Origin of the sequence: Bradyrhizobium symbiodeficiens (genome assembly GCF_002266465.3) — a bacterium.
Taxonomy (GTDB): domain Bacteria; phylum Pseudomonadota; class Alphaproteobacteria; order Rhizobiales; family Xanthobacteraceae; genus Bradyrhizobium; species Bradyrhizobium symbiodeficiens.
This window is the reverse complement of sequence record NZ_CP029427.2, coordinates 2,382,747-2,405,941: the sequence shown is the minus strand read 5'-3', so window position 1 is coordinate 2,405,941 and position 23,195 is coordinate 2,382,747. Positions and strand designations below refer to the sequence as shown.

The following is a 23,195-nucleotide window of genomic DNA, read 5'->3' as shown; positions in this document are numbered from 1 at the left end:
ATCTGGCGCCTCTCTGACCGGCCCAGTCCGTCCGAACCTAGTGCTGGACGGCGCCCGGCAGGCCATAAGCCTCCATCTGGGCCTGGACCTGCGCGATGTTGTGGCCGAGCACGACGATGTCGTGGGTCTTGCCGTCGATGTCCCGGACGTGGTCTCGCAGCAATGCTTCTGCCTTGAAACCGAGGCTCTCGAAAACGGCGATCGCGGCCTGCTGGTCGACCGTCATCTGGACCGAGAGTTTTTCCAGGCCCGCGCCGAGCGCGAGCGCGAAGGTCTCCTGCGACAGCGCCCGCCCCACCCCCTTCCCGCGAACGTGGAGCGAGACCACCATGCGGATCTCGCCGACATGGGGCGACCACGAGTGCGGATCGCGCACCAGCGTGCCGCAGCCGACGACCTTGCCGTCCCTGACCGCAAGCAGGCTCGTGATCGCGCCCCGCTCAATCTCCTTGACCCAGGCCGACAGCACCTTCGGCTCGCTGATGTTGCGCGGAAGAAACAACAAATCGTGGGTCGGCAGGCCTTTGCCGAAGGCGAGCACCGCGGCTTCGTCCGCGGGCGACATCAGGCGAATCTCGATATCGCCGGCGTCGGTCTTGACGTGACGCGGATAGGAACGCTGCTCGCTCATGTCGATCTCTTTCCCAGCCAGGAATCCAGTTTCGGCCACAGCCGCTTCACGGCGTTGGCGCCGGCGACGAGCGAGACGTGACCGCCCTTCAGCATCACCTCTTCCTTGTCCGCAGATCCAATCTTCGCGATCAGGTGCTTGGCGGCCTCATACGGCACGATGTGATCGTGCTCGGCGACCGCGTGCAGGAACGGCACCTTGATATCCTCGAGCTTGGCGGCGCGGCCGCCGACCGACATGGTGTTGTTCAACAGCTTGTTGTCCCACATCAGGTCTTTGGTGATGGTGCGAAAATACTCGCCGGCCAGCGGCAGCGTGTCGGTCGCCCAACGGTCGAACATGCGGTAGGATTTGACGAACTCGTCGTTCCAGATGTTCTCCCAGAGCTGAATTTGGCTGACGGTGCGCGAGGCCGGGCGCAGCATCTCGAACGAGGACAGGATCATCTCCGGCGGCACGTTGCCGACACTGTCGACGAGGCGGTCGACGTCGAAATAGCGGCGGTCGGAGAAATTCGAGAACAGCTTCATCTCGCGGAAGTCGATCGGCGTGGTGAAGCAGATCAAATTCTTCATCGGCCCGTCCGCGTGGATCGCGCCGTACAGCAGCGACAGCACGCCGCCGAAGCAATAGCCGACGACGGAAACGTCCTGCTCGCCGGAATCGGCTTGCACGCGGCGAACGCAATCCGGGATGAAGTCGAGGACGTAGTCCTCCATCCGCAGGCTCTTCTCCTCCGGCCGCGGCGCGCTCCAGTCGAGCATGTAGACGTCGTAACCGCGCTTGAGCAGGAACTCGATGAAGCTCTGCCCGGGCACGAGGTCGAGGATGTAGCCGCGGTTGGTGGTGGCCATCACGATCAGCACCGGCACGCGATAGATCTCGTCCGACATCGGCCGATAGTGATAGAGATTCATGGTGCCGCGTGAATGCAGCACATCCTTCGGCGTCGAACCCAGCGACGGGCCCGAGGTCGAGAAATATTCTACGCCCTTGATGCTGCGCTGGATCGCGCGCTGGACCTCGCTCTGGATGCGCTCCGGGATGGATGCGAAATCGAGTCCCGTCGGCGCGTTCACGTCTGCTCTCCTTCGGAGGGCGGACGCTTCGTCCGCGGCGGCCGCGGGGCAGCGTCCACGCCTTGCGGGCTCCCGGAACCCGCCGCCATCCGACTGAGCATGGACTTGATCTCGCCGATCTGGGCTTCGACCGACTGCAGCCGTTCCGCAAGACCCGTGACCTGTTCCCGGCTCGGCAAGTTCATCGTGACCAGATACTTCTCCATGAGCTCGCCGAGCTGCTTCTGAGCACCTGCAGCAACGCCGCCGGCCCGGTTCACGGCTTGCGAAAACTCGGGCGACGCCATGGCCTGATTTGCAAAGGAGTTGAACCCCTTCTCCATCTCGCCCACCATCTTCTGCCACATGGCGACTGGGTCATGGGTCTTGTCGGTCATCGGCGTCCTCCTGTGATCGAGAGCTGCGATGCCCTTCTTTGTTCGCCATACCACACCGTCGCGAGATGCCGGTCAACCGGCAAGGTGCCCCGGCGCGCGCGGCTTCATCGCGAGAGAAAAGCGTGCGATACAGCATTGGTCAAAAGGGAAAGGGAACGCCGCCGTGAACGCCCATCAGCCGCCTCAGACCGTCCGCGCCAACGGCATCGACATCTGCTACGAGATCTTTGGCAACGACAATGCGGAACCGCTGCTGCTGATCATGGGGCTCGGGGCGCAGATGATCCATTGGGACGATGCGTTCTGCGTGCAGCTTGCCGCACGCGGCTTCCGCGTGATCCGCTTCGACAATCGCGACATCGGCAAGTCGAGCCATCTGACGGGCGGCAAGCGGTTGACGCCGCTCGAGCTGCTGAAGCTGCGCTTCCTCAGGATTCCCGTCGCCGCAACGTACAAGCTGATCGACATGGCGAAAGACACGGTCGGGCTGATGGATGCGCTCAGCATCAGATCGGCGCATCTGGTCGGGGCGTCCATGGGAGGCATGATCGCGCAGGAGGTCACGTTGTCGTTTCCCCACCGTGTCCGCTCACTGACATCGATCATGTCGACGACAGGCAATCCGCGCGTGCCGCCGCCGACGCGCGAGGCCGCCGCAATGCTGATGGCGCCGCCACCGCGCAGCAAGGAGGAGTTCATCGTCCGCTACGGCCAGACCTGGAAGGTGTTGCGCGCCGGACATTTCCCGGAGGAGGAAGCGCTCGACCCTGAACGCGCCGAGCGCGTGTTCGCGCGCGGGCTCAATCCGGCCGGCGTCGGCCGCCAGCTCCGCGCCGTGCTCGCCTCCGGCAGCCGCAAGGAGCGGCTGCATGCCGTGCAGACGCCGACACTCGTCATTCACGGCACCGTCGATCCGCTGGTGCGGCCGGAGGGCGGCAAGGACACGGCGGCGTCAATTCCGAACGCAAAGCTGCTGATGATCGACGGCATGGGCCACGCGCTTCCGATGCGGTTCTGGCCGGAGATCATCGGCGCCATCGACAAGCACGCGCATGGCGCGGCGGCGCAGGCGGCCTAGCTCTTCTTCGCCATCCAGATCACGTGTCGCGCGCCACCGCCCCTGCCGGTGGCGCGGACCGTGACTTCATTGACATCAAAGCCGGCGCGCTTGAGGCGCTTGTTGAAGGCGGGATTGGGTCCCGACGACCAGACGGCGAGCACCCCGCCCGGCCGTAACGCCATCTTCGCCGCGCCCAGCCCGCTCGCGCTGTAGAGCGCATCATTGCCCTTCCGGGTCAGCCCCTCCGGCCCGTTGTCAACGTCGAGGAGAATGGCGTCGAAGGCCGAACTCTTGGCACGGATGACTTCGCCGACATCGATCTCGCGGATGCTGACCCTGGCATCATCAAGGCTATCGCCGAAGACCTCAGCCATCGGGCCTCGCGCCCAGGCGACCACTGCGGGCACGAGCTCCGAGACCACGATCTTCGCCTTGGGCCCGAGCACGGTCAGCGCTGCACGCAGCGTAAAGCCCATGCCGAGGCCGCCGATCAGGACGACAGGCTTTGCGACCTTCTCGATCTGCTTCGCCGCGAGCGTTGCGAGTGCAGCCTCCGAGCCCGACAGCCGGTTGTTCATCAGCTCGTTGGTGCCGAGCTTGATGGAGAACTCCTTGCCCCGCTGCATCAAGCGAAGCTCTTCGTCGGAGCCGGGAATTTTGGCGGTGTCGATTTTTTTCCAGGGAATCATGGAAGACGTTTAGCATGAATACTTCGTAGCCCGGGTGAGCGACGCGATACCCGGGACCGCTCGTGCCGCGAGATCCCGGATGTCGCTTTGCTCATCCGGGCTACGAGGGTCATCTTCGCCTATCCGCCCGCCCAGACGTCCAGCACATAGCGGTTCGTCGTGCCCATCTCCTCGATCCAGCGCGCACTGGCTGCCGCATCGCCGCCGCTCTTCTCGCGATGGATCGCGACCAGTGCCGCCTTCACGTCAGGCTCCATCCTGCCGCCGTCGCCGCAGACATAGACGATTGCGCCCTGCTCGATCAGCGGCCAGACCTTGTCCTTCTGCGCGGCAAGCACATGCTGCACATAGGTCTTCGGACCGTCCGCGCGCGAGAAAGCCGTGAACAGCTCGGTGATGCCCCCCGCCGCCAGCGCCTTCAGTTCGTCCGCATAGAGGAAATCCTGATCGGGATGGCGGCAACCGAAGAACAGAATCGCGGGTCCGAGGGTGGCGCCCTTCGCCTTGCGCGCGGCGCGCTCCTGGAGGAAGCCGCGGAACGGCGCAAGGCCGGTGCCCGGGCCGATCATGATGATCGGCACCGACGGATCATCCGGCAGGCGGAAACCGGCCTTGGTCTCGCGCACGGTGGCGTAGATCGCATCGCCCGCACGCCGATTGGCGAGATAGTTCGAGCAGATGCCTTTGTAGACACCGCGCCCCGAGGCGGCTGGACTTTCGACCACGCCGACCGTGACGCTGCATCGCGCCGGGTCGACCGACGGCGAGGACGAGATCGAGTAATAGCGCGGCGCCAGCAGCGAGAGCATTTCCAGATAGACATGGAACGGCAATTCGCAGGCGGGATGTTCGAGCAGCAGGTCGAACACCGATTTGCGCCTGGCCAGGATCTCGGCGCGGTAACGCTCGAGCGGCTCAGCCTCCTCGCCGACGAAAGCCAGCAGCTTCGGCTTGGTGACGGGGCAGCGGGTGTGCTCGGCCATGATCTGGATCTGCTTGCGCGTCGCAACCTGCTGCAGTTCGACGAACTCGCTGAGCAGGCGGCCGACTGACACGGCATCTCCCACCGGCAGCTGTGCGCGGCGGCCCTCGGCAACCTGCAGCCTGATCTGGTCGGCCGGCAGGAAGCCGAAGCGGCGGGCGACTGAATCCACCTGCGTCGGATCGTTGCGGGGGACGACGCTTAAATGATCACCGACCCGGTAGCTGACGTTGGAGGGCAGCTGCACTTCGATATGGCGCGTCGAGCGCTCCGACGGATTGGACCCTGCCTTGTTCTGGAGCTCATCGTTGGCGAGCACCTTCATCGCGACGGCACCGCCTTGGGCCACAATGGTGTTGACGGCGGTCGCCGCCACCGGCTCGATCGCATAGAGCGGGTCGTCCTCGGCGGTACGGGTGAAATTCCAGTCGATACCAAATTCCTTGGTCGCGACCTGCGCGGCCGCCGGGAACCATTTCTGGAACTGGCCGTCGAGATCGCTGCGCGCGTCGCCCTCGCCGCGCGGATACACCGCGCGCGCGCCATGCGCCGACAATTGCTCGTCGATCAGGCGCGGCACCGATTGATAGGTCGCAGCCCAGTCGCTGTTGCCGCAGCCGAATACGGCATAGCGCACGCCGGCAAAAGCGTCCTTCGGCATGTCGCTGCCGAGCCATTTGACGAACTGCGTCGCGTTGTCGGGCGGCGCGCCGTTGTAGGACGCGCAGATGATCAGCACGCCGCCCTCCTGCGGCAGCTTGCCGACGTAATCGTCGAGCGGCCCGAGATGCACGGCAAAGCCGTTGATCTCGGCGAGATCGGCCATGCGCGTCGCGAGTTCTTCCGCCGTGCCGAGATTGGAGCCGTACAGCACCAGCATCGGCGTGTTGTGGCCGGGCCGCGCCGTCGGCTGGCGCGGCGCCTTCGGCGCTGAGCTGGATGCCGCAATCGGCCCGCCATAAGCTCCGCGCTCGCGATCGGCGCGCGGACGGACCTTGATCTTGAAGCCTTCCGGCTTCATCGTCAGCGTTTCCTTCAAATGCATCTGATAGCGCTGATGGTCGATCAGCTTGAAGCGCTGCAGGATCATGCCGAGCGCCAGTGCCGCCTCGTGCATGGCAAAGCCACGGCCGATGCAGGCGCGCTGGCCGTTGCCGAACGGCTTCCAGGCATTGACCGGCCGCTTGGCTTCCGCCTCGCGGCTGAAATTCTCGGGATCGAATGCATCCGGATTCGGCCCCCAGACGCTGGGATCGCGATGCAGCGCCGTCACCAGGATGGTGGTGAAGGTTCCCTTCCGGAGCTTGTACTTGCCGCCACCGAACGTCTCGTCGTTCAGCGGCGAGATGCCATAGGCCGGCGCCGGCGGCCATAGCCGCAGCGCCTCTTTCAGGATCTGCGTGATGTAGGTGAGCTGCGTCACCTGCTGGTAGGTCGGCTTGGCGTTGACGTCGGGGCCGAAGACGCGATCGACCTCGTCATAGGCCTTCTTGAGGATCTCCGGATGCTTGAGCAGCGCATAGAGCGTGTAGGACAGCAGCCCGCTGGTGGTCTCGTGCCCCGCGATCAGGAAGGTGTTGATCTGATAGCGGATGTTGACGTCGTCGAGCTGCTCGCCGGTCGAGCGGTCGACGCCGGTCATCATCGCCGCCAGCATGTCCTTCTTGTCGTCGATCGCCTCTGCGCTCTTGCGCCGTTCGGCGATGATCTCGTCGACCATCTTGTTCATGAAAGCGACGTCTTCGACGAGGGTCTTGCGCCGCTTCTGCATCCAGATCTGCTCGAACGGCAGGCCGCGCGTCATCATGATGGTTTCGAGCGAGCGCACCAGCGACTCGACGTAGGGGTGATAGTCGCTCCGGTAGAAGGAGTTGAAGCGGTAGTCGAAACCGCACAGGCCGATCGTGTCCAGCGTCAGCGCGGTCATGTCATGAACGACGTCGATCTCGTCGTCGGCGTTGAGCCGCTCCCATTTCTGGACGAGCTGCTCGGCGATATCGACCATGCTCGGGTGATAGGACTGCATGGCGCGGTTGCCGAACGGCTGCAGCAGAATGTTGTGCGCCTTGCTCCAGTTCGGCTCGCGGGTATCGGCCGTGAACAGGCCGTCGCCGCCGACCGCGCGCACCCTCCGCAGCGCGCCGCGCACCGTCTTGTCGAAGCGCTTCTCGTCGGAGAGTTCGTCGACGAGATCATGGCCGGAGACAACAACGATCGGCGAGCCCATCATGTCGAGCCAGAAGATCGGACCGAGCTCCTTGGCGAGCCGCGTCAAGTGCTGCACGGGGGCGGCCGAATCCAGCGACAGCATGTTTCCGACCACCGGCTTGGTCGGTGGATGCGGGATCGGGTCCAGACGGTTCTTGGATGACATTTAACTACGCTTCCCCCTGCGCTGGCCGTCAACGCTAGCCAAACCGCCTTCTACGCCATTCGATCAGCTTGGCGCTGACCTCTTCCGGCTTCTCCTGCTGCGTCCAATGGCCGCTATCCTTCACCAGATACTTTTCGAGATCGCCGATCAGCTTCTCCATGCCGTCGGCCGCCGACGGCGGTAGCACCGCATCGTTCTCGGCCATGATCATCAACGACGGCACATGGATGTGATGATCCAGCCCGTTCGCGCGTTCCCAGTTGCGGGTGAAGTTGCGATACCAGTTGATCCCGCCGGTGAAGCCCGTCTTCGTAAACGTGTCGACGAACACCTTCTTCTCGTCGGCCGACAGGATCGGCGTGCGAGGATCGGCCTTGGCGTCATAGGCCGCGATCATCTGAGGGAAGGCGAGATTGGTCTTGGACGAAGCGCCGACGCCTGCAATCGGCGGCTCGTCCGGCTTCGCCGCCGGCCGCGGCATCGGCTTGCGCATGAAGGCGTCGAATGTCTGCTCGACGCGACTGCCGAAGATCCTGTCCGGCTCGCGCGCGGGATCCTGGAACTGGACGATGTACATCTGGTCGCCGAAGCGCTGGCGGAACAGCGCAATGGGGTCGATCGGCGCGCGGTCCCAATGCGGGGTGTTGACGCCGACGACACCGGCGACACGCGAGGGGTGCCGCAGCGGCATCTGCCAGACCACGAAGCCGCCCCAGTCGTGGCCGACGAAGATCGCCTTGTCGATCCCGAGATGATCGAGCAGCCCGACCAGATCGCCGGTCAGATGCTCCATGTCGTAATCTTCGACAGCCTCGGGCCGGTCGGTTGCGCCATAGCCGCGCTGGTCCGGCGCGATCACGCGAATGCCGGCCTCGCTCAGCGCCTTGATCTGGTGGCGCCAGGAGAAAGCGAGCTCGGGCCAGCCGTGACACAGCACGACCGGCGGCTTGTCGGTGACAGGGCCCGCCTCGTAATAGCCCATGCGGATTCCGTTCGTCGTCGCGAACTTGAGCGGCGGCATTTCGATCATTGAGACATTCCTATTCGGCAGCGCCCTTGATATCCGCCACCGGCGGCGCGTGGGCCGCCTCCAGCGCGGCAAACTCTTCCGGCAACATGTCGCACATCACCTGCACATGCGGAATGATGTTGGCGCCGACGATGAAGCCGAAATCGAGCTGGTCGCGGTAGCTCTGCACGGTGATGTTGAGCGCCTGCCCGTGCGTCGAGATCGACACCGGGAAGATGTGCAATAGCTCCGCGCCGGCCGCATAAAGCGTCTGGCGCGGCCCCGGCACGTTGGACACGGTGATGTTGGCTGCCGGCGGCAGCACGTCCGACAGGTTCGAGCGGCTGTAGAGCAGCGCCAGGATCTGCACCATCATCGGCGCGCCCAGCATCGAGATGTTGGAGACCTGAGGCATCAGCGCACGCAGGGGATGCGACATCTCCTTGGACTTGGTCGACTGCGCGATGATGGCCTCAAGCCGCGCCTTGGGATCTTCGATGTTGGTCGCGATCGCGCAGATCATGCCGAACACCTGGTTGTTGGCCTCGGTGTTACCCTCCTCGCGCAGCGAGATCGGCACCGCCGCCGTCAGCGATTTCGCCGGCAACGTGCTATATTGCTGAAGGTAGCGCCGGACCACGCCGGAGGCGAGCGCCAGCACGACGTCGTTGAGCTTGCCGCCGGCCTGCTTGGCCAGCGCCTTCGCCCGCGACAGCGGGATCGACACGCCGGCGAAGCTCCGCTCCGAGGAGATGGTCTTGTTGAGCATGGTCGGCGGCGACACCATGCTGGCGAGACTCTCGCGCGATTTGGGATCGGCGACCTTGCCGAGGACGTCGGACACGCTCTTGAGCACGGTCGGGATGTTGCCGGCGAAGCGCACCGCGCTCTCGATTTGGTACATCGCATTGTCGAACAGGATCGAGCCGATGTCGCTCTTGCCGGTGCGCGGCAGTTGCAGGTTCTTCGCGGCCGCCGAAGCATCGAGCGGCTGGGTAAAGAGCTGCTGATAGGAATCGAGCAGGTTGGCGGCGATGTCGCGCGGCTCCTGTCCGGACTTGGTGCCTGCCGCCGGCGGCTCGACCTTCCGCGGGATCGGCGAGATGTCGTAGATCATGTTGGTGAGCGCCGCACCGGCGCCGCCGTCGATGGCGGCATGGTGCATCTTCGAATAGAGCCCGACCTCGTTGTCCTTCATGCCCTCGAACACGTAGAATTCCCAGAGGGGGCGCGCGCGGTTCAGCAGCTTGGCGTGCATCCAGCCGACGATGCGCTCCAACGTGGCGCGGTCGCGCGGCTGAGGCAGGCTGGCGCGGAAGATATGGCGGTCGATGTCGAACTGATCGTCCTCGACCCAGGAGGGATGATCGATGTCGAGCGGCGCCTTCTCAAGGCGTGCCTTGAGGATCGGCGCGATGTGCAGGCGCGAGACGATCATCGCCTTGAAGTCTTCGAAGAAGTCGCCCTTGTAGTCGTCGGGCAGGCGAAAGATCGCCATGCTGCCGACATGCATCGGCATCTCCGGCGTTTCCAGATAGAGAAACGACGCGTCCAGCGACGACAGCTTCTTACCGTCAGCCATAGTTCCCTCCCGCAAATCTGACGGGCGCCTTGGCCGGCGCTTCTCGTCAGGCCGATATTGCCTGTTCCGGCGGGGCATATGCAATGGCAAACGGCCCGGCCCGGTCAAATGGCGAGAATTCCCCTTCCGGTTGCGCCAGGCGGTCGGCTACGGCCCACAGCGCCGCCGGGTTAACGCCGAGCCCGAGATGGCTCGCCAGGTGAATTTCGATGTTCTCGGCGCGGTCTGACGGACGCAGCAAGCAGGTCCGCCAGTTCACGACACCGTCGGCACGCGAATAGATCGACGTCGCCGGCACCGGAAGATCGCCGGCGATCGCCTCGCGCAGTTCGGCGAAATCCTCGACCCGTTCGCCGGACAACGCCTCGTAGAGCCGCGTGGCGTTGGTCGCCCGCACGTCATTGGCAAACGGGCTGCCGAGCGTGATGACATAGCGGACCATGTCGGGCGCCTGGAGCGCGAGATCGCGGGCATAGACGCCGCCAAGGCTCCATCCCACCAGGCTGACCTTGCGTCCGCTCGCAGCATGGATTTCGGCCAGACGCGCCCGCAGCGACTCCCGCATCCGGCCGAGACCGCCGAGATTGCGGCCCATCCGCCAGGCATGTGCCTCATGGCCGAGCTCACCGAGGTAGCGCCGCATCGGAACCATCGAGAGATCACTGGCCAGGAATCCCGGCAGCGCCAGCACCGGATGACCGTCGCCCCTGGGCGCGCGCATCAGGACCGGCGACAGCAGCAGGCTCGCATTGAATTCGAACAGGCCGCGCGCTTCTGCAAGCAACAGGGCGAGGCCCGGCGGACGAAGCCCGCCCGGCGCCTGCCGCCCGTCCGGCCCGGACGGCATTATTTCTTCTTGTCGCTGCTGCGCGTGCCGCCAAGGCCCGCCATCGTCACGAACATGTCCTGAAACCGCTCGGCGATCTTGGGATCGAAGGTGAACCAGCTCTGGATCAGGGATTCCGGCGAGACCTTGTCGATATTGGACATCATCTGCTGCTGCAGCTTGTCCATCACGGCGGTCTGCATCGGCATCACGTCGGGCAGTCCGAAGAACTGGCGGGCCTCGAGGGGGGTGCAGTCGATTTCGATATTAACTTTCATGTCCCCTCCAGATGAGATTCGAGTAGCCTGGCGGAGTATCGCCGCGACAAGGCGTGCAACGCAAGCGACCTGAGGCGGACGGCAGGGCGCCGGCTTCTGCAATCGAGGTTATGGTCAATCAAACCGCTTGGCGAAGCCCCCCGCGGCGGAGGCGTTGCCACACCGATCCGGCGAATTCACAGGTCGAAGGTCGAATATCGCCCACGAAGCTTTCACCCTCAAACTGCTGGTCAGCATTGCTGCACAGCGGTGCAACTTGGCGCGTTCCTTGCTGGAATGGCGCTTGCACGGGCCGAGAACTCTGGGCAACATGGATTGATCAGCCGGCCGAACAATCAAAAATCACCGGCACGGCGGTGTGGAGAGGGTCAAGAATGTCAGTTAGTCGAAGTCTGTTTGCGGCGACGCTCGCCGGTATGCTTGCGTTGACGGTCTCCCCGGCGTCGAGCCAGACGCTGCGCTATGCCAACCAGGGTGACCTGAAGTCGCTTGACCCATACTCGCTGAACGAGTCCACAACCCACGCCCATCTCGGTCACGTCTATCAGGGCCTGACCGCGCGCGACAAGGATCTCAAGATCATCCCGGCTCTGGCGGAAAGCTGGGAGACGCCGGAGCCGACCCGCTGGCGCTTCCATCTGCGCAAGGGGGTCAAATTCCACAATGGTGATCCCTTCACCGCCGACGACGTCGTGTTCTCCGCCGACCGTGTCCGCAACAAGAACTCCAACATGCAGACCCGCCTCGCGCCAGGCGTCAAGGTCGTCAAGGTCGACGACTACACCGTCGATTTCGTCCTGCCCTCGCCCAATCCCATCCTGCATTCGTCATGGGACGTCTGGTACATCATGGACAAGAAGTGGGCCGAGGCGAACAACGCCGTCGAGCCGACTCCGGTGTCCGCGACATCGCCGAGCTACGCGGCGCTGCACGAGAACGGCACGGGTCCCTTCATCATCGAGAGCCACCAGCCCGGCGTGAAGACCGTGTTCAAGGCCAACCCCAATTACTGGGGCAAGATGGAAGGCAATCTGAAGGAGATCATCTTCACCCCGATTGCCTCGGATGCCACCCGTGTCGCCGCGCTGCTCTCGGGCGAGGTCGACGTCATCGAGCCGGTGCCGATCCAGGATATCGCTCGCGTCGATGCGAGCCCGAACGCCCAGGTGCTGAAGGGGCCGGAGCTGCGCACCATCTTCATCGGCTTCGACCAGACCCGCGACGACCTGCTCTATTCCAACATCAAGGGCAAGAACCCGTTCAAGGACGCCCGCGTCCGCGAAGCCTTCTACAAGGGGATCGACATCGAGCTGATCAAGACGCGCGTGATGCGCGGGCTGTCGACGCCGTCGGCGCTGATGATCGCCCCGGAGTTGTTCGCGCTCTCAAAGGACTTCACGCGGCCGAAATTCGATCCTGATGGCGCCAAGAAGCTCCTGGCCGAGGCCGGTTACCCCGACGGCTTCGAGGTCACCATGGACTGTCCGAACGATCGCTACGTCAACGATGCCGCGATCTGCCAGGCCGTGGTCGGCATGCTTGCCCGCATCGGCGTCAAGATCAACCTGCTGGCCCAGCCCAAGGCGCAGTATTTCGCCAAGGTGCTGAAACAGGGCGGCTACCAGACCTCGTTCTACTTGCTGGGCTGGACGCCGAGCACGATGGACTCCCATAACGTGCTCTATGACATCATGGGCTGCCGAACCGATCCGAAATCCTCGCGCGGCGAGGCCAATCTCGGCGGTTACTGCAACAAGGATTTCGACGCGATCACCGACAAGGTGCTGGTCGAAACCGACACCGCCAAGCGCAATCAGCTGATCAAGCAGGCCTATGAGATCAGCATCAAGGACTGGGCGTACATCCCGCTGCACCAGCAGGCTCTGGCCTGGGGTGTTTCCAAGAAGGTGAACCTGCCGCAGCGTGCCGACAACCTCGTCATGTTCCAAGGGGCCACCAAGAAGGACTAACGTCGTTTGAACACAGGGTCCCGGCGGCATCAGGCTTCCGGGACCTTTCCTTTTCCGGCCGGCAACGACGTCGACCGGACGCTCCGCTAAGGAAGTGGAAGGAATGCTCGCTTTCACACTTCGCCGTGCCGTGCAGGCCATCGGCGTCATGTTCGCCGTCGGCATCATCGCGTTCTCGATGTTCCGTTTCGCCGGCGACCCCATCAACCAGATCGTCTCGCTGGATACGCCTGCGGCCGAGCGCGAAGCCGTGCGCAAATCGCTCGGCCTCGACGATCCCGTGCCGGTGCAGTTCATCCGCTATTTCGGCGATGCCGCGCAATTCAAGTTCGGCGTCTCCTATCAGTTTCGCCAGCCGGTCTCGGCGCTGCTGATGGAGCGCCTGCCCGCAACGCTGGAGCTTGCGATCTGCGCAACCGTATTTGCGATGGTCTGCGGCATCCTGATGGGCGTGTACTCGGCGCTGAGACGCGACACCGTGCTCGCCAAGTTGTTCCAGGCGGTTTCGCTTGTAGGCATCTCACTGCCGACCTTCCTGATCGGCATCCTGCTGATATATCTGTTCGCCGTGACATTGGGCTGGTTGCCCTCGTTCGGCCGCGGCGAGGTGGTCAAGCTCGGCTGGTGGACGACGGGCCTGCTCACGCTGTCGGGGCTGAAGGCATTGATCATGCCCTCGATCACCCTCGGCCTGTTCCAGATGACCCTGATCATGCGGCTGGTACGCGCGGAGATGCTTGAAGTGCTGCGAACCGACTATATCCGCTTCGCCCGCGCCCGCGGACTGACCACTCGCGCCATCCATTTCGGCCACGCGCTGAAGAACACGCTGATCCCCGTGATCACGGTGGCCGGACTTCAGTTTGGCTCGGTTATTGCATTTTCGATCATCACCGAAACTGTGTTCCAGTGGCCGGGCATGGGTCTCCTGTTCGTGCAGGCCGTGCAGAACGTCGATATCCCGATCATGGCCGCCTACCTGCTCATGGTCTCGCTGATCTTCGTCACCATCAATCTGGTGGTCGACATCCTCTACACCGTGGTCGATCCGCGCCTGCGCGCGACCGTCGGCCGCGCTACATAAGGCCCTTGCATGTCCGACGCCGTCGCCTCCAATTCCGACAAGCAGAGCGCGCCGCCCCCGCATGCCGGTCGCAGCTGGCTCAGCCGCGCCCTCGACAGCGACATCTTCTATTCGTTCCGCCAATCCAAGCTGACCATGGTGGCGGCGGCCATCACCGCGCTGCTCTTCCTGCTCGCGATCTTTGCATCCGTGCTTGCGGTGCAGAACCCGTTCGATCCGGCGCAGCTTCAGTTGATGAACTCGCGCATCTCACCGCTCTGGACCGCCGACGGCCAGAGCCCGTTCCTGCTCGGCACCGACGAGCAGGGCCGCGACGTGTTCTCCGCCATTCTCTACGGAATGCGCATCTCGCTCGCCGTCGGCGTGGCCGGCGTGATCTTCGCCGGCGCGCTCGGGATCGCGCTCGGGCTGATCGCCGGCTATTTCGGCGGCGCGATCGACGGCGTGATCATGCGGATCGCCGACGTGCAACTGACCTTTCCCGCCATTCTGATCGCTCTGCTGGTCAACGGCATCGCGAAATCGATCCTCGGCAACCGCCTGGATGCCACCAGCATGCTGGTGGTGCTGGTGATCTCGATCGGCCTGAGTTTCTGGGTCGGATATGCAAGGACGGTGCGCGGCTCCGTGATGGTCGAGAAGAACAAGGACTATGTGGCCGCCGCGCAGCTGATCGGCCTGCCTGCGCCGAAGATCATGCTGCGGCACGTGCTGCCGAACACGATGGGCCCGATCCTGGTCATCGCCACCATCAACCTCGCGCTGGCGATCATCACCGAGGCGACGCTGTCCTTCCTCGGCGTCGGCCTGCCCGACACCATGCCTTCGCTCGGCACGCTGATCCGCATCGGCAACAATTATCTGTTCGCGGGCGAATGGTGGATCGTCGCATTCCCCGGCATCGCGCTGGCGGGCCTGATCCTGTCGATCAACCTGCTCGGCGACTGGCTGCGCGACGCGCTCAACCCGAAGCTCCGATGAGCAAAATCTCGACAAGAGCGCCTCACTCATGACCGAGCCCATCCTGTCCGTCCGCAACCTTCAGGTGGAGTTCGCCTCCCGCCGCGGCACGCTGCGCGCCATCGACGGCGTCTCCTTCGACATCGCCAAGGGCGAGGTGCTGGGCGTGGTCGGCGAATCCGGCGCCGGCAAGTCCGTCACCGGCCTCGCCGTGATCGGCCTGATCGACCCGCCCGGCCGCATCGCCGGCGGCGAGATTCATCTCGCCGGGCTGCGCATCGACAATCTGCCGCCCGAGGAGATGCGCCGCATCCGTGGAAAACGGATCGGCATGATCTTCCAGGACCCCCTCACCTCGCTCAATCCGCTCTACCGGGTCGGCGACCAGATCGTCGAGACGATCAGAACCCACCTGAACCTGTCCGAGACGGCCGCCCGCCGCCGCGCCATCGACCTGCTCGCCGAGGTCGGCATTCCCGCCCCGGAAAAGCGCATCGACGGCTACCCGCACGAATTCTCCGGCGGCATGCGCCAGCGCGTCGTGATTGCGCTCGCGATCTGCGCCGAGCCCGAGCTGATCATCGCGGACGAGCCGACCACCGCGCTCGACGTCTCCGTGCAGGCGCAGATCATCTCGCTGATCAAGCGGCTCGGACGCGACCACGGCACCGCCGTGATGCTGGTGACGCACGACATGGGCGTGATCGCGGAGACCTCCGACCGCGTCGCCGTGATGTATGCCGGCCGTGTCGCCGAGATCGGTCCGGTCCAGGATGTCGTGAAGAATCCGCTGCATCCCTATGCCAAGGGCTTGATGGGCGCGATCCCGACGCTTGCCGGCGACGACAAGCGTCTCATGCAGATTCCCGGCTCGATGCCGCGGTTGTCGGCGATCCCGCGCGGCTGCTCGTTCAATCCACGCTGCGCGTTCGCGTTCGACCGCTGTCGTGTCGATCGACCCGAACCGCTGCCGCGCGGTGCGCAATCGGTCGCCTGCCATCTCTATGACGACGTGCCGGCGGAGAGCGCGGCATGAGCGCGCCCTTCGTCCAGGCCACAAATCTGCGCCGGGTGTTCGACGTTTCAAAACCCTGGCTCAACCGCATGCTCGAAGGCGGGCATCTCGAATATCTCAAGGCGGTCGATCACGTCACCTTCGACATCAGGAAGGGCGAGACGTTTGCGTTGGTCGGCGAATCCGGTTCGGGCAAGACCACCGTGGCGCGGATGGTCGTCGGCTTGTTGCCCCCGAGCTCAGGCGACGTGCTGATCGACGGCGTCTCGATGACAGATCCGCGGCAGGCGCCGGCGCGCCGCAAGCTGCGCCGACGCATCCAGATGATCTTCCAGGATCCCTATGCGAGCCTGAACCCGCGCTTTCGGGTGGATGCCATCATCTCCGAGCCGATCCGCGCCTTCGACCTGATCCAGGGCGAGCGCGACATCCAGGCCCGTGTCGGCGAGTTGCTCAGCCTGGTCGGCCTGCATCCCGACGACCGGCTCAAGTTTCCGCACGAATTCTCCGGCGGCCAGCGCCAGCGCATCGCAATCGCCCGGGCGCTTGCATCGGATGCCGAGTTCATCGTTTGCGACGAGCCGACCTCGGCGCTCGACGTCTCCGTGCAGGCGCAGATCCTGAACCTGATGCGCGACCTCCAGGACAAGTTCGGCCTGACCTACATGTTCATCAGCCACAACCTTGCCGTGGTCCGCCACATGGCGAGCCGCGTCGGCGTGATGTATCTCGGCCGCATCGTCGAGATCGCGGAAGGCAAGGAATTGTTCGCCCGCCCGCGCATGCCCTACACCAAGATGCTGCTGGGTGCCGTGCCCGACCTCACCATGAGCGGCCGCCAGCGCATTCCGGTGAAAGGCGAGATCCCGAACCCCATCAATCCGCCGCCCGGCTGCGCCTTCAATCCGCGCTGTCCGCTGGCGTTCGATCTCTGCCGTAAGGAGACGCCGGAACTGATCGACGGCGTCGCCTGTCACGCGGTGAACACCGCGCCGGTCCCGGCGTGACGCACGCGTGCCATGCGGCCTGTGCATTTGGCATCCCAGCACGGGCTGTGATCAATTGCGCGCGTCGCAAATGAGGTAACCTATGGCCAGCAACGTCAATCCCGATCCCTTCACGACGCGCCCCGAGATCGAGGGCACGTTCGGGGTGGTCGCCACCACGCACTGGATCGCGACCGCCGTCGGCATGGCCATCCTCGAAAAGGGTGGCAACGCCTTCGACGCCGGCGTTGCCACCGCCTTCACGCTCCAGGTGGTCGAGCCGCATCTGAACGGCCCCGGCGGCGATGTGCCCATCATCGTCCACGACGTCAAGCGCGGCCGCACCGAGGTGATCTGCGGCCAGGGTCCGGCGCCGGAACGCGCCACCATCGCGCATTACAGGAGCGAAGGCCTCGACATGGTGCCGGGCACCGGCCTGCTCGCGGCCTGCGTCCCCGGCACGTTTGAATCCTGGATGATGCTGCTGCGCGATTACGGCACGATTCGCGTGCGCGACGTGCTGGAGCCCGCGATCTCCTATGCGCGCGACGGCTATCCGCTGGTCGAGCGCGCCTGCGCCACGATCCAGACCGTCGAGCAGTTGTTCCGCAAGCATTGGCCGACCTCAGCCGCCGTCTACCTGCCGAACGGCGAAGTGCCGACGCCCGGCACGCTCTTCACCAACAAGACGCTGGCCGCAACCTACGCCCGCATTCTCAGCGAGGCCGAGAGCGGCGGCGGTGGCCGCGACGCCGAGATCGAGCGCGCGCGCAAAGCCTGGTCGCAAGGTTTTGTCGCGCAAGCCATCGACAAGTTCTGCCGGACGCAAGAGGTCATGGACGTCAGCGGCACACCGCATCGCGGCGTGCTCTCCGCCGACGACATGGCACGCTGGCAACCAACCGTCGAAGCGCCCCTCACCTACGATTACGGCCGCTATACCGTCTGCAAGGCCGGGGTCTGGAGCCAGGGCCCCGTCACGCTGCAGCAACTCGCGCTGCTGAAGGGCTTTGCGCTCGACGGGCTCGACCCGACCGGGCCCGAGTTCATCCACCTCCAGATCGAATGCGCCAAGCTCGCCTTTGCCGATCGCGAGAAATTTTACGGCGACCCCAAATTCAGCGAGATCCCGATCGCGACGCTGCTATCGGACGACTATAACGACGAGCGCCGCAAGCTGGTTACCGAGAAGGCTTCGCTCGATCTCCGGCCCGGCGCGATCGAGGGCCTTGGTGGTGTCGTCAAGCTGCGCCGCGCTGAAGGCCAGCGCGAGGCGGTTGGCGCGCTCGGCGCTGGTGAACCAACCGTCGGGCGCTTCGGCGAGGTGCGCGGCGACACCGTGCATTTCGACATCATCGACAAAACCGGCAACATGGTGTCCTCGACGCCTTCAGGGGGCTGGCTGCAATCCTCGCCTGTGATTCCCGAACTGGGTTTCTGCCTCGGCAGCCGCGCACAAATGTTCGATCTGGAGGAGAACCAACCCGGTTCGCTCGCACCGGGCAAGCGGCCACGCACCACGCTGTCGCCGACCATGGCGCTGCGCGACGGCGAGCCTTATCTCGCCTGGGGCTCGCCCGGCGGCGACCAGCAGGACCAGTGGATCACGCAGTTCTTTCTGCGCCACGTCCATTGCAACCTAAATCTTCAGGAATCAATCGACGCGCCGGCCTGGCACTCCGAGCATTTCCCGATCTCGTTCTGGCCGCGCACCGCGCGCCCCGGCGTGCTCGTGGTCGAGAACCGCGTGCCCAAGGCGACCATCGAGAATCTTCGCGAGCGAGGACACATCGTCGAGGTCGGACCGGACTGGTCGGAGGGGCGCCTCACCGCCGCCTCGCGCGTCGGCATGCGGCGGCGCGCCGCCGCCAATCCGCGCGGTATGCAAGGCTACGCGGCCGGACGCTGATGGGCAGAACATGACCTGGTCGATCATCGCGCGAGACTCCGCCACCGGCCAGTTCGGCATCGCGGTCGCGACCCGCTTCTTCGCCGTCGGCGCGCGTGTGCCCTATATTGCTGCCGGCCTCGGCGCCATCGCGACCCAGGCCTTCGTCAATCCGTATTACGGCATCGATGGCGTCAAGCTGCTGCGTGATGGCCTGAACGCGCATGACGTGCTCGCTACCCTGCTCGCCACCGACGACGGGCGCGAAAGCCGCCAGATCCACATCATGGATGAGAGCGGCGAGATCGCCGCACATACCGGGCGCGACTGCGTCGACTGGTGCGGGCACGTCGCAGGCAGCGGCTTCTCGATCGCAGGCAACATGCTGGCGGGCGCCGACGTCCTCGACGAGACCGCAAAGACCTATATCGCCAATGACAGCCTGCCCTTCCCGCGCCGTCTGCTCGCAGCGATGCGCGCGGGCGAAGCCGCCGGCGGCGACAAGCGCGGCAAGCAGTCCGCCGCGCTTCTGATCCACGGCGAGGAAGAATGGCCGGCGCTGGATATCCGCGCCGACGACCATCCCGATCCGCTCGGCGAGCTCGAACGGCTCGAACGCGTCAGCCAGGAGCTCTGGGTGCACTTCCGCCCCTCCATGCCGACGCGGCAGAATCCATCCGGCAACACCGATCGCAGCGTCATCGACGCCACCATCGCCGCGGCACAGGCAAGGCAGGCATGAGCGTAGGTCCTCTCATCGAGATCACGGATCTGCGTATCCGCTTTCACGGCGACGACGGCCGGATCACCCATGCCGTCGACGGCGTCGATCTCAGCGTCGCCAATGGCGCGACGCTCGGCCTCGTCGGCGAATCCGGCTGCGGCAAGAGCGTGACCTCCCTGGCCATCATGGGCCTGCTGCCGAAGCAGAGCGCGGAAATATCAGGCGCGATCCGCTTCGACGGCTTCGACCTGCTGAAGACCCCGGACCAGACGCTGCGCGACCTCCGCGGCAACCGGCTCGCGATGATCTTTCAGGAGCCGATGACTTCGCTCAACCCGAGCTTCACCATCGGCGACCAGATCGTCGAGACGATCCTGCGTCACCGTGGCGGCTCGCGGAAGAGCGCGCGCGAGCGGGCGATCGAGCTGTTGCGGCGCGTCCACATCCCTTCACCCGAGCGGCGCATCGACGAATATCCGCACAAGCTCTCCGGCGGGATGCGCCAGCGCGTGATGATCGCGATGGCGCTGGCCTGCGATCCGCGCCTGCTGATCGCGGATGAGCCGACGACCGCCCTCGACGTCACTCTGCAGGCCCAGATCCTGGAGCTGATGCGGGAGCTGAAGGCGGCAAGCGGCGCCGCCATCATCCTGATCACCCACGATCTCGGCGTCGTCGCCGAGGTCTGCGACGAGGTCGCGGTGATGTATGCCGGCGAAATCGTCGAGCGCGCGCCGGTGGACGAGTTGTTCTCGGCGCCGCAGCATCCCTACACCGTCGGCCTGCTCGGCTCGATCCCGCGGCTCGACCATCGCGCTGAACAGCTCGCAACGATCGAGGGCATGGTGCCGAACATGGCGCAGCCGCCTGACGGTTGCCGCTTCGCCGCACGCTGCCCGTTCGTGCTGGACGCCTGCACCAAGGCGCCGCCGCCATTGATCGAAGTCAGCCAAAACCACCTCTCGCGCTGCATCCGCGCGCCGCTCGAACGTCTGGTGTCGTGATGGCGCTGCTCGAGGTCACGGGCCTGGTCAAGCATTTCGTCGCCGAGCGCTCGCTGTTCGGCCGGGCGCTGGCGCATGTCAAGGCGGTCGATGGCGTCAGCTTCTCGCTAGAGGCCGGCAAGACCCTGGCGCTAGTCGGCGAATCCGGCTGCGGCAAATCCACCGTCAGCCGCCTGGTGCTGCGGCTGATCGAGCCGGATGCAGGCACAATCCGTTTCGAAGGCCGCGATCTGCTCTCGCTCGACGCGAGCGCACTGCGCGCCTTCCGCCGCGAAGCCCAGATCATCTTCCAAGACCCCTACGCCTCGCTCAATCCGCGCATGACGGTCGGCCAGATCCTGACCGAACCGCTGGCACTGCACGATCTCGTCCCGCCGGCAGAGCGGCGCGAGCGGGTCGCGGAAATCTTGCGGCTGGTCGGGCTGGAGCCGCGGCTGGCCCGGCGCTATCCGCACGAATTCTCCGGCGGCCAGCGCCAGCGCATCGCCATTGCCCGCGCCCTCGCGGTCGAGCCGAAGCTGATCATCTGCGACGAGCCGGTCTCGGCGCTCGACGTCTCGATCCGCTCGCAGATCCTCAATTTGCTGCGCGAACTGCAGGATCGGCTCGGCCTCGCCTACATTTTCGTCTCGCACGACCTCGCCGTGGTCAAGCACATCGCCGACCACGTCGCGGTCATGAATCTCGGCCAGATCGTCGAGACCGCAGAGGCTGATGCGCTGTTCGCAGCACCAAGCCATCCCTATAGCCGGGCGCTTTTGTCGGCGATCCCCGTGCCTAAACCGCAGGCAAAGCGCAGCCGGATTGTGCTGCAGGGAGAGATCCCCAGCGCGCTCAATCCGCCGCCGGGATGCCGCTTCCACACCCGCTGCCCCTACGTCGTCGAGCGCTGCCGCACTGAAATGCCGCAGCTGGTGCCGGATGGCATCGGACATGCAACGGCCTGTCACCGAACGTCGGAACTGCCGTCCTCAGCGGCGATCGTCCCGTCCGACGGCGGCTTTTCGCCGGTCCTTGAAAAATTGGTCGCCGCCTTCAGCGGCGGCCCGGAAGTAGTCCGCGGCAGCGGGGTTAGTTCATTGGGAACGGACCCGGCATAGTCGCAAAACCGAGGTTGAGAGCGATGAATTTCATGCGTTTGACAATCCTGGCGTCGGCTGTGCTGACGTCGCTCGCGGGCGCAGCCCAAAGCCAAGTTCAAGCTCAGACCACGCTTCGCATCGGCATCGCCGAGGACCCTGATATCCTCGATCCCAGCATCGGCCGCACCTATGTCGGCCGCATCGTGTTCTCCGCCTTCTGCGACAAGCTGTTCGACATCGACGAGAAGCTCAACATCGTGCCGCAGCTCGCGCTGTCCCACGAGACCTCGGCCGACGGCAAGGAGATGACGATCAAGCTCCGGCCGGGCGTCAAATTCCACGATGGCGAGCCGCTGGACGCGGAAGCCGCAAAATTCTCGATCGAGCGTCACATGACGCTGCCGACCTCGTTCCGCAAGTCGGAGCTTGCCAGCGTCGACCATGTCGAGGTGGTCGATCCCCTCACCATCAAGCTGGTGCTGAAAACCCCCTACTCGCCGCTGATCGCCCAGCTCACCGACCGCTCCGGCATGATGGTCTCGCCGAAGGCCGCGAAGGAGGCCGGCGACAAATTCGGCCTGCATCCGGTCTGCGCCGGCCCCTACAAGTTCGTCGAGCGCGTGCAGCAGGATCGCATCGTGTTCGAGAAATTCGCCGACTACTGGAACAAGGACAACATCCACATCGATCGCGTGGTGTTCCTGCCGATCGTCGATGCGACGGTGCGGCTCGCGAACCTGAAGTCAGGCGGTCTCGATCTGATCGAGCGCGTGCTCGCCACCGACATCAAGGACGTCCGAGCCGATCCCAAGCTGGTGCTGTCGACCGCGCCGGAGCTCGGCTATCTCGGCCTGACCGTCAATATCGGCAACGACAAGGCCAAGGGGCCGCTGAGCCAGTCGGCGAAGGTGCGCCAGGCGCTCGACCTCTCGATCGATCGCGAAGCGCTCAATCAGGTAGTCTTCAACGGCGAGTTCACGCCCGGCAATCAATGGGTCAGCCCGACGCATCCCTATTACCAGAAGGCATTCCCGATTCACGGCCGCGATATCGCGAAGGCCAAGGCGCTGTTGAAGGAAGCCGGCGTCACCACGCCGGTGACGGTGGATTACATGATCCCCAAGGGCGCGGAGAACGAAGCCGTGGCCCAGGTCGTCCAGTCCATGGCCGCCGAAGCCGGCTTCGACATCAAGATCCGCGCGGTCGAATTCGCCACGACCTTCAAGCAGGCCCAGGCCGGCGAGTTCCAGATCTTCCAGATCAACTGGAGCGGCCGCATCGACCCGGACGGCAATTCCTACATCTTCATGCGCAGCAAGGCACCGCAGAACGACGGCGGGTACGCCAATCCGGAAGCCGACAAGCTGATGGAAGACGGGCGGGCGACGTCCAATGTCGAGGAGCGCAAGGCGATCTACGCCAAGCTGACCAAGATTCTGCTGGACGATTTGCCGATCATCTACATCTATCACCGCACGCTCCTGATCGCACACACGACCAAGCTTCAGGGCTACAAGCAGATGCCGGACGGGCTGGTGCGCGTGGTCGGGTTGAAGTTCAAATGATCGCAGTAGCGCCCGGAACACGCGTGAGGC

General features: G+C 64.7%; 20 protein-coding genes. 11 read left to right on the top strand and 9 right to left on the bottom strand.

Features of this window, described 5'->3' with window-relative positions:
* Window positions 1-37 precede the first annotated feature (37 nt).
* The 3 genes from CIT39_RS10995 to CIT39_RS10985 are packed head-to-tail and all read right to left on the bottom strand — an operon-like array spanning window position 38 to window position 2,087.
* On the bottom strand, window positions 38-631 hold the full coding sequence (locus tag CIT39_RS10995) for a GNAT family N-acetyltransferase (protein ID WP_162308445.1): 594 nt from the start codon (window positions 629-631) through the stop codon (window positions 38-40).
* Window positions 628-1,710 (bottom strand): PHA/PHB synthase family protein, encoded by a 1,083-nt coding sequence (locus CIT39_RS10990; protein WP_094975336.1) that lies wholly within the window; start codon window positions 1,708-1,710, stop codon window positions 628-630. Before CIT39_RS10990 ends, CIT39_RS10995 begins: the two co-directional genes overlap by 4 nt.
* Window positions 1,707-2,087: a hypothetical protein gene (locus CIT39_RS10985; RefSeq protein WP_094975337.1), complete on the bottom strand. Its 381-nt coding sequence runs from the start codon at window positions 2,085-2,087 to the stop codon at window positions 1,707-1,709. The genes CIT39_RS10990 and CIT39_RS10985 overlap by 4 nt, the downstream gene beginning before the upstream one ends.
* A 163-nt stretch (window positions 2,088-2,250) precedes the next feature.
* Here CIT39_RS10985 and CIT39_RS10980 point away from each other — a divergent pair, with 163 nt between their 5' ends.
* Window positions 2,251-3,165 (top strand): alpha/beta fold hydrolase, encoded by a 915-nt coding sequence (locus CIT39_RS10980; RefSeq protein ID WP_094975338.1) that lies wholly within the window; start codon window positions 2,251-2,253, stop codon window positions 3,163-3,165.
* Here CIT39_RS10980 and CIT39_RS10975 read toward each other — a convergent pair.
* The 6 genes from CIT39_RS10975 to CIT39_RS10950 all read right to left on the bottom strand — a co-directional run bounded on the left by CIT39_RS10975 (window position 3,162) and on the right by CIT39_RS10950 (window position 10,887).
* Entirely contained in the window at window positions 3,162-3,836 is a 675-nt protein-coding gene (locus CIT39_RS10975) for a spermidine synthase (protein ID WP_094975339.1), read from the bottom strand. The genes CIT39_RS10980 and CIT39_RS10975 overlap by 4 nt on opposite strands.
* Before the next feature lie 119 nt (window positions 3,837-3,955).
* Window positions 3,956-7,192: a bifunctional cytochrome P450/NADPH--P450 reductase gene (locus CIT39_RS10970; RefSeq protein WP_094975340.1), complete on the bottom strand. Its 3,237-nt coding sequence runs from the start codon at window positions 7,190-7,192 to the stop codon at window positions 3,956-3,958.
* A 34-nt stretch (window positions 7,193-7,226) separates the two neighbouring features.
* The gene (locus tag CIT39_RS10965) at window positions 7,227-8,222 is read right to left on the bottom strand and encodes an alpha/beta fold hydrolase (RefSeq protein ID WP_094975341.1); all 996 of its coding nucleotides are present in this window, start codon (window positions 8,220-8,222) and stop codon (window positions 7,227-7,229) included.
* A gap of 10 nt (window positions 8,223-8,232) precedes the next feature.
* Complete coding sequence (locus CIT39_RS10960) at window positions 8,233-9,783, bottom strand: WS/DGAT/MGAT family O-acyltransferase (RefSeq protein ID WP_094975342.1); 1,551 nt, start codon at window positions 9,781-9,783, stop codon at window positions 8,233-8,235.
* 46 nt (window positions 9,784-9,829) lie between these two features.
* Window positions 9,830-10,630 (bottom strand): alpha/beta hydrolase family protein, encoded by an 801-nt coding sequence (locus CIT39_RS10955; RefSeq protein ID WP_094975343.1) that lies wholly within the window; start codon window positions 10,628-10,630, stop codon window positions 9,830-9,832.
* Window positions 10,630-10,887 carry a DUF6489 family protein gene (locus CIT39_RS10950; protein ID WP_094975344.1) on the bottom strand — a complete coding sequence of 86 codons (258 nt, stop codon included), beginning with the start codon at window positions 10,885-10,887 and terminating at the stop codon, window positions 10,630-10,632. The genes CIT39_RS10955 and CIT39_RS10950 overlap by 1 nt, the downstream gene beginning before the upstream one ends.
* 374 nt (window positions 10,888-11,261) lie before the next feature.
* Between CIT39_RS10950 and CIT39_RS10945 the strand changes: the two genes are divergently transcribed.
* From CIT39_RS10945 to CIT39_RS10900, 10 genes are all read left to right on the top strand, one after another.
* Window positions 11,262-12,857 carry an ABC transporter substrate-binding protein gene (locus CIT39_RS10945; protein ID WP_094975345.1) on the top strand — a complete coding sequence of 532 codons (1,596 nt, stop codon included), beginning with the start codon at window positions 11,262-11,264 and terminating at the stop codon, window positions 12,855-12,857.
* Window positions 12,858-12,960: 103 nt separating this feature from the next.
* Window positions 12,961-13,941, top strand: a complete 981-nt coding sequence (locus CIT39_RS10940; protein ID WP_094975346.1) for an ABC transporter permease — start codon at window positions 12,961-12,963, stop codon at window positions 13,939-13,941.
* A 9-nt stretch (window positions 13,942-13,950) separates the two neighbouring features.
* Window positions 13,951-14,922: an ABC transporter permease gene (locus CIT39_RS10935; protein WP_094975347.1), complete on the top strand. Its 972-nt coding sequence runs from the start codon at window positions 13,951-13,953 to the stop codon at window positions 14,920-14,922.
* A gap of 28 nt (window positions 14,923-14,950) precedes the next feature.
* Window positions 14,951-15,937: an ABC transporter ATP-binding protein gene (locus CIT39_RS10930; protein ID WP_094975348.1), complete on the top strand. Its 987-nt coding sequence runs from the start codon at window positions 14,951-14,953 to the stop codon at window positions 15,935-15,937.
* Complete coding sequence (locus CIT39_RS10925) at window positions 15,934-16,923, top strand: ABC transporter ATP-binding protein (RefSeq protein ID WP_094975349.1); 990 nt, start codon at window positions 15,934-15,936, stop codon at window positions 16,921-16,923. Before CIT39_RS10930 ends, CIT39_RS10925 begins: the two co-directional genes overlap by 4 nt.
* Window positions 16,924-17,005: 82 nt before the next feature.
* Window positions 17,006-18,811 carry a gamma-glutamyltransferase family protein gene (locus CIT39_RS10920; RefSeq protein ID WP_094975350.1) on the top strand — a complete coding sequence of 602 codons (1,806 nt, stop codon included), beginning with the start codon at window positions 17,006-17,008 and terminating at the stop codon, window positions 18,809-18,811.
* Window positions 18,812-18,821: 10 nt separating this feature from the next.
* Window positions 18,822-19,532, top strand: coding sequence for a DUF1028 domain-containing protein (locus CIT39_RS10915; RefSeq protein WP_094975351.1), 711 nt, complete (start codon window positions 18,822-18,824; stop codon window positions 19,530-19,532).
* Window positions 19,529-20,518, top strand: a complete 990-nt coding sequence (locus CIT39_RS10910; RefSeq protein WP_094975352.1) for an ABC transporter ATP-binding protein — start codon at window positions 19,529-19,531, stop codon at window positions 20,516-20,518. The genes CIT39_RS10915 and CIT39_RS10910 overlap by 4 nt, the downstream gene beginning before the upstream one ends.
* Window positions 20,518-21,618 (top strand): ABC transporter ATP-binding protein, encoded by a 1,101-nt coding sequence (locus CIT39_RS10905; protein WP_162308444.1) that lies wholly within the window; start codon window positions 20,518-20,520, stop codon window positions 21,616-21,618. The genes CIT39_RS10910 and CIT39_RS10905 overlap by 1 nt, the downstream gene beginning before the upstream one ends.
* A 23-nt stretch (window positions 21,619-21,641) precedes the next feature.
* On the top strand, window positions 21,642-23,165 hold the full coding sequence (locus CIT39_RS10900; RefSeq protein WP_094975354.1) for an ABC transporter substrate-binding protein: 1,524 nt from the start codon (window positions 21,642-21,644) through the stop codon (window positions 23,163-23,165).
* The last annotated feature ends 30 nt before the right edge of the window (window positions 23,166-23,195 follow it).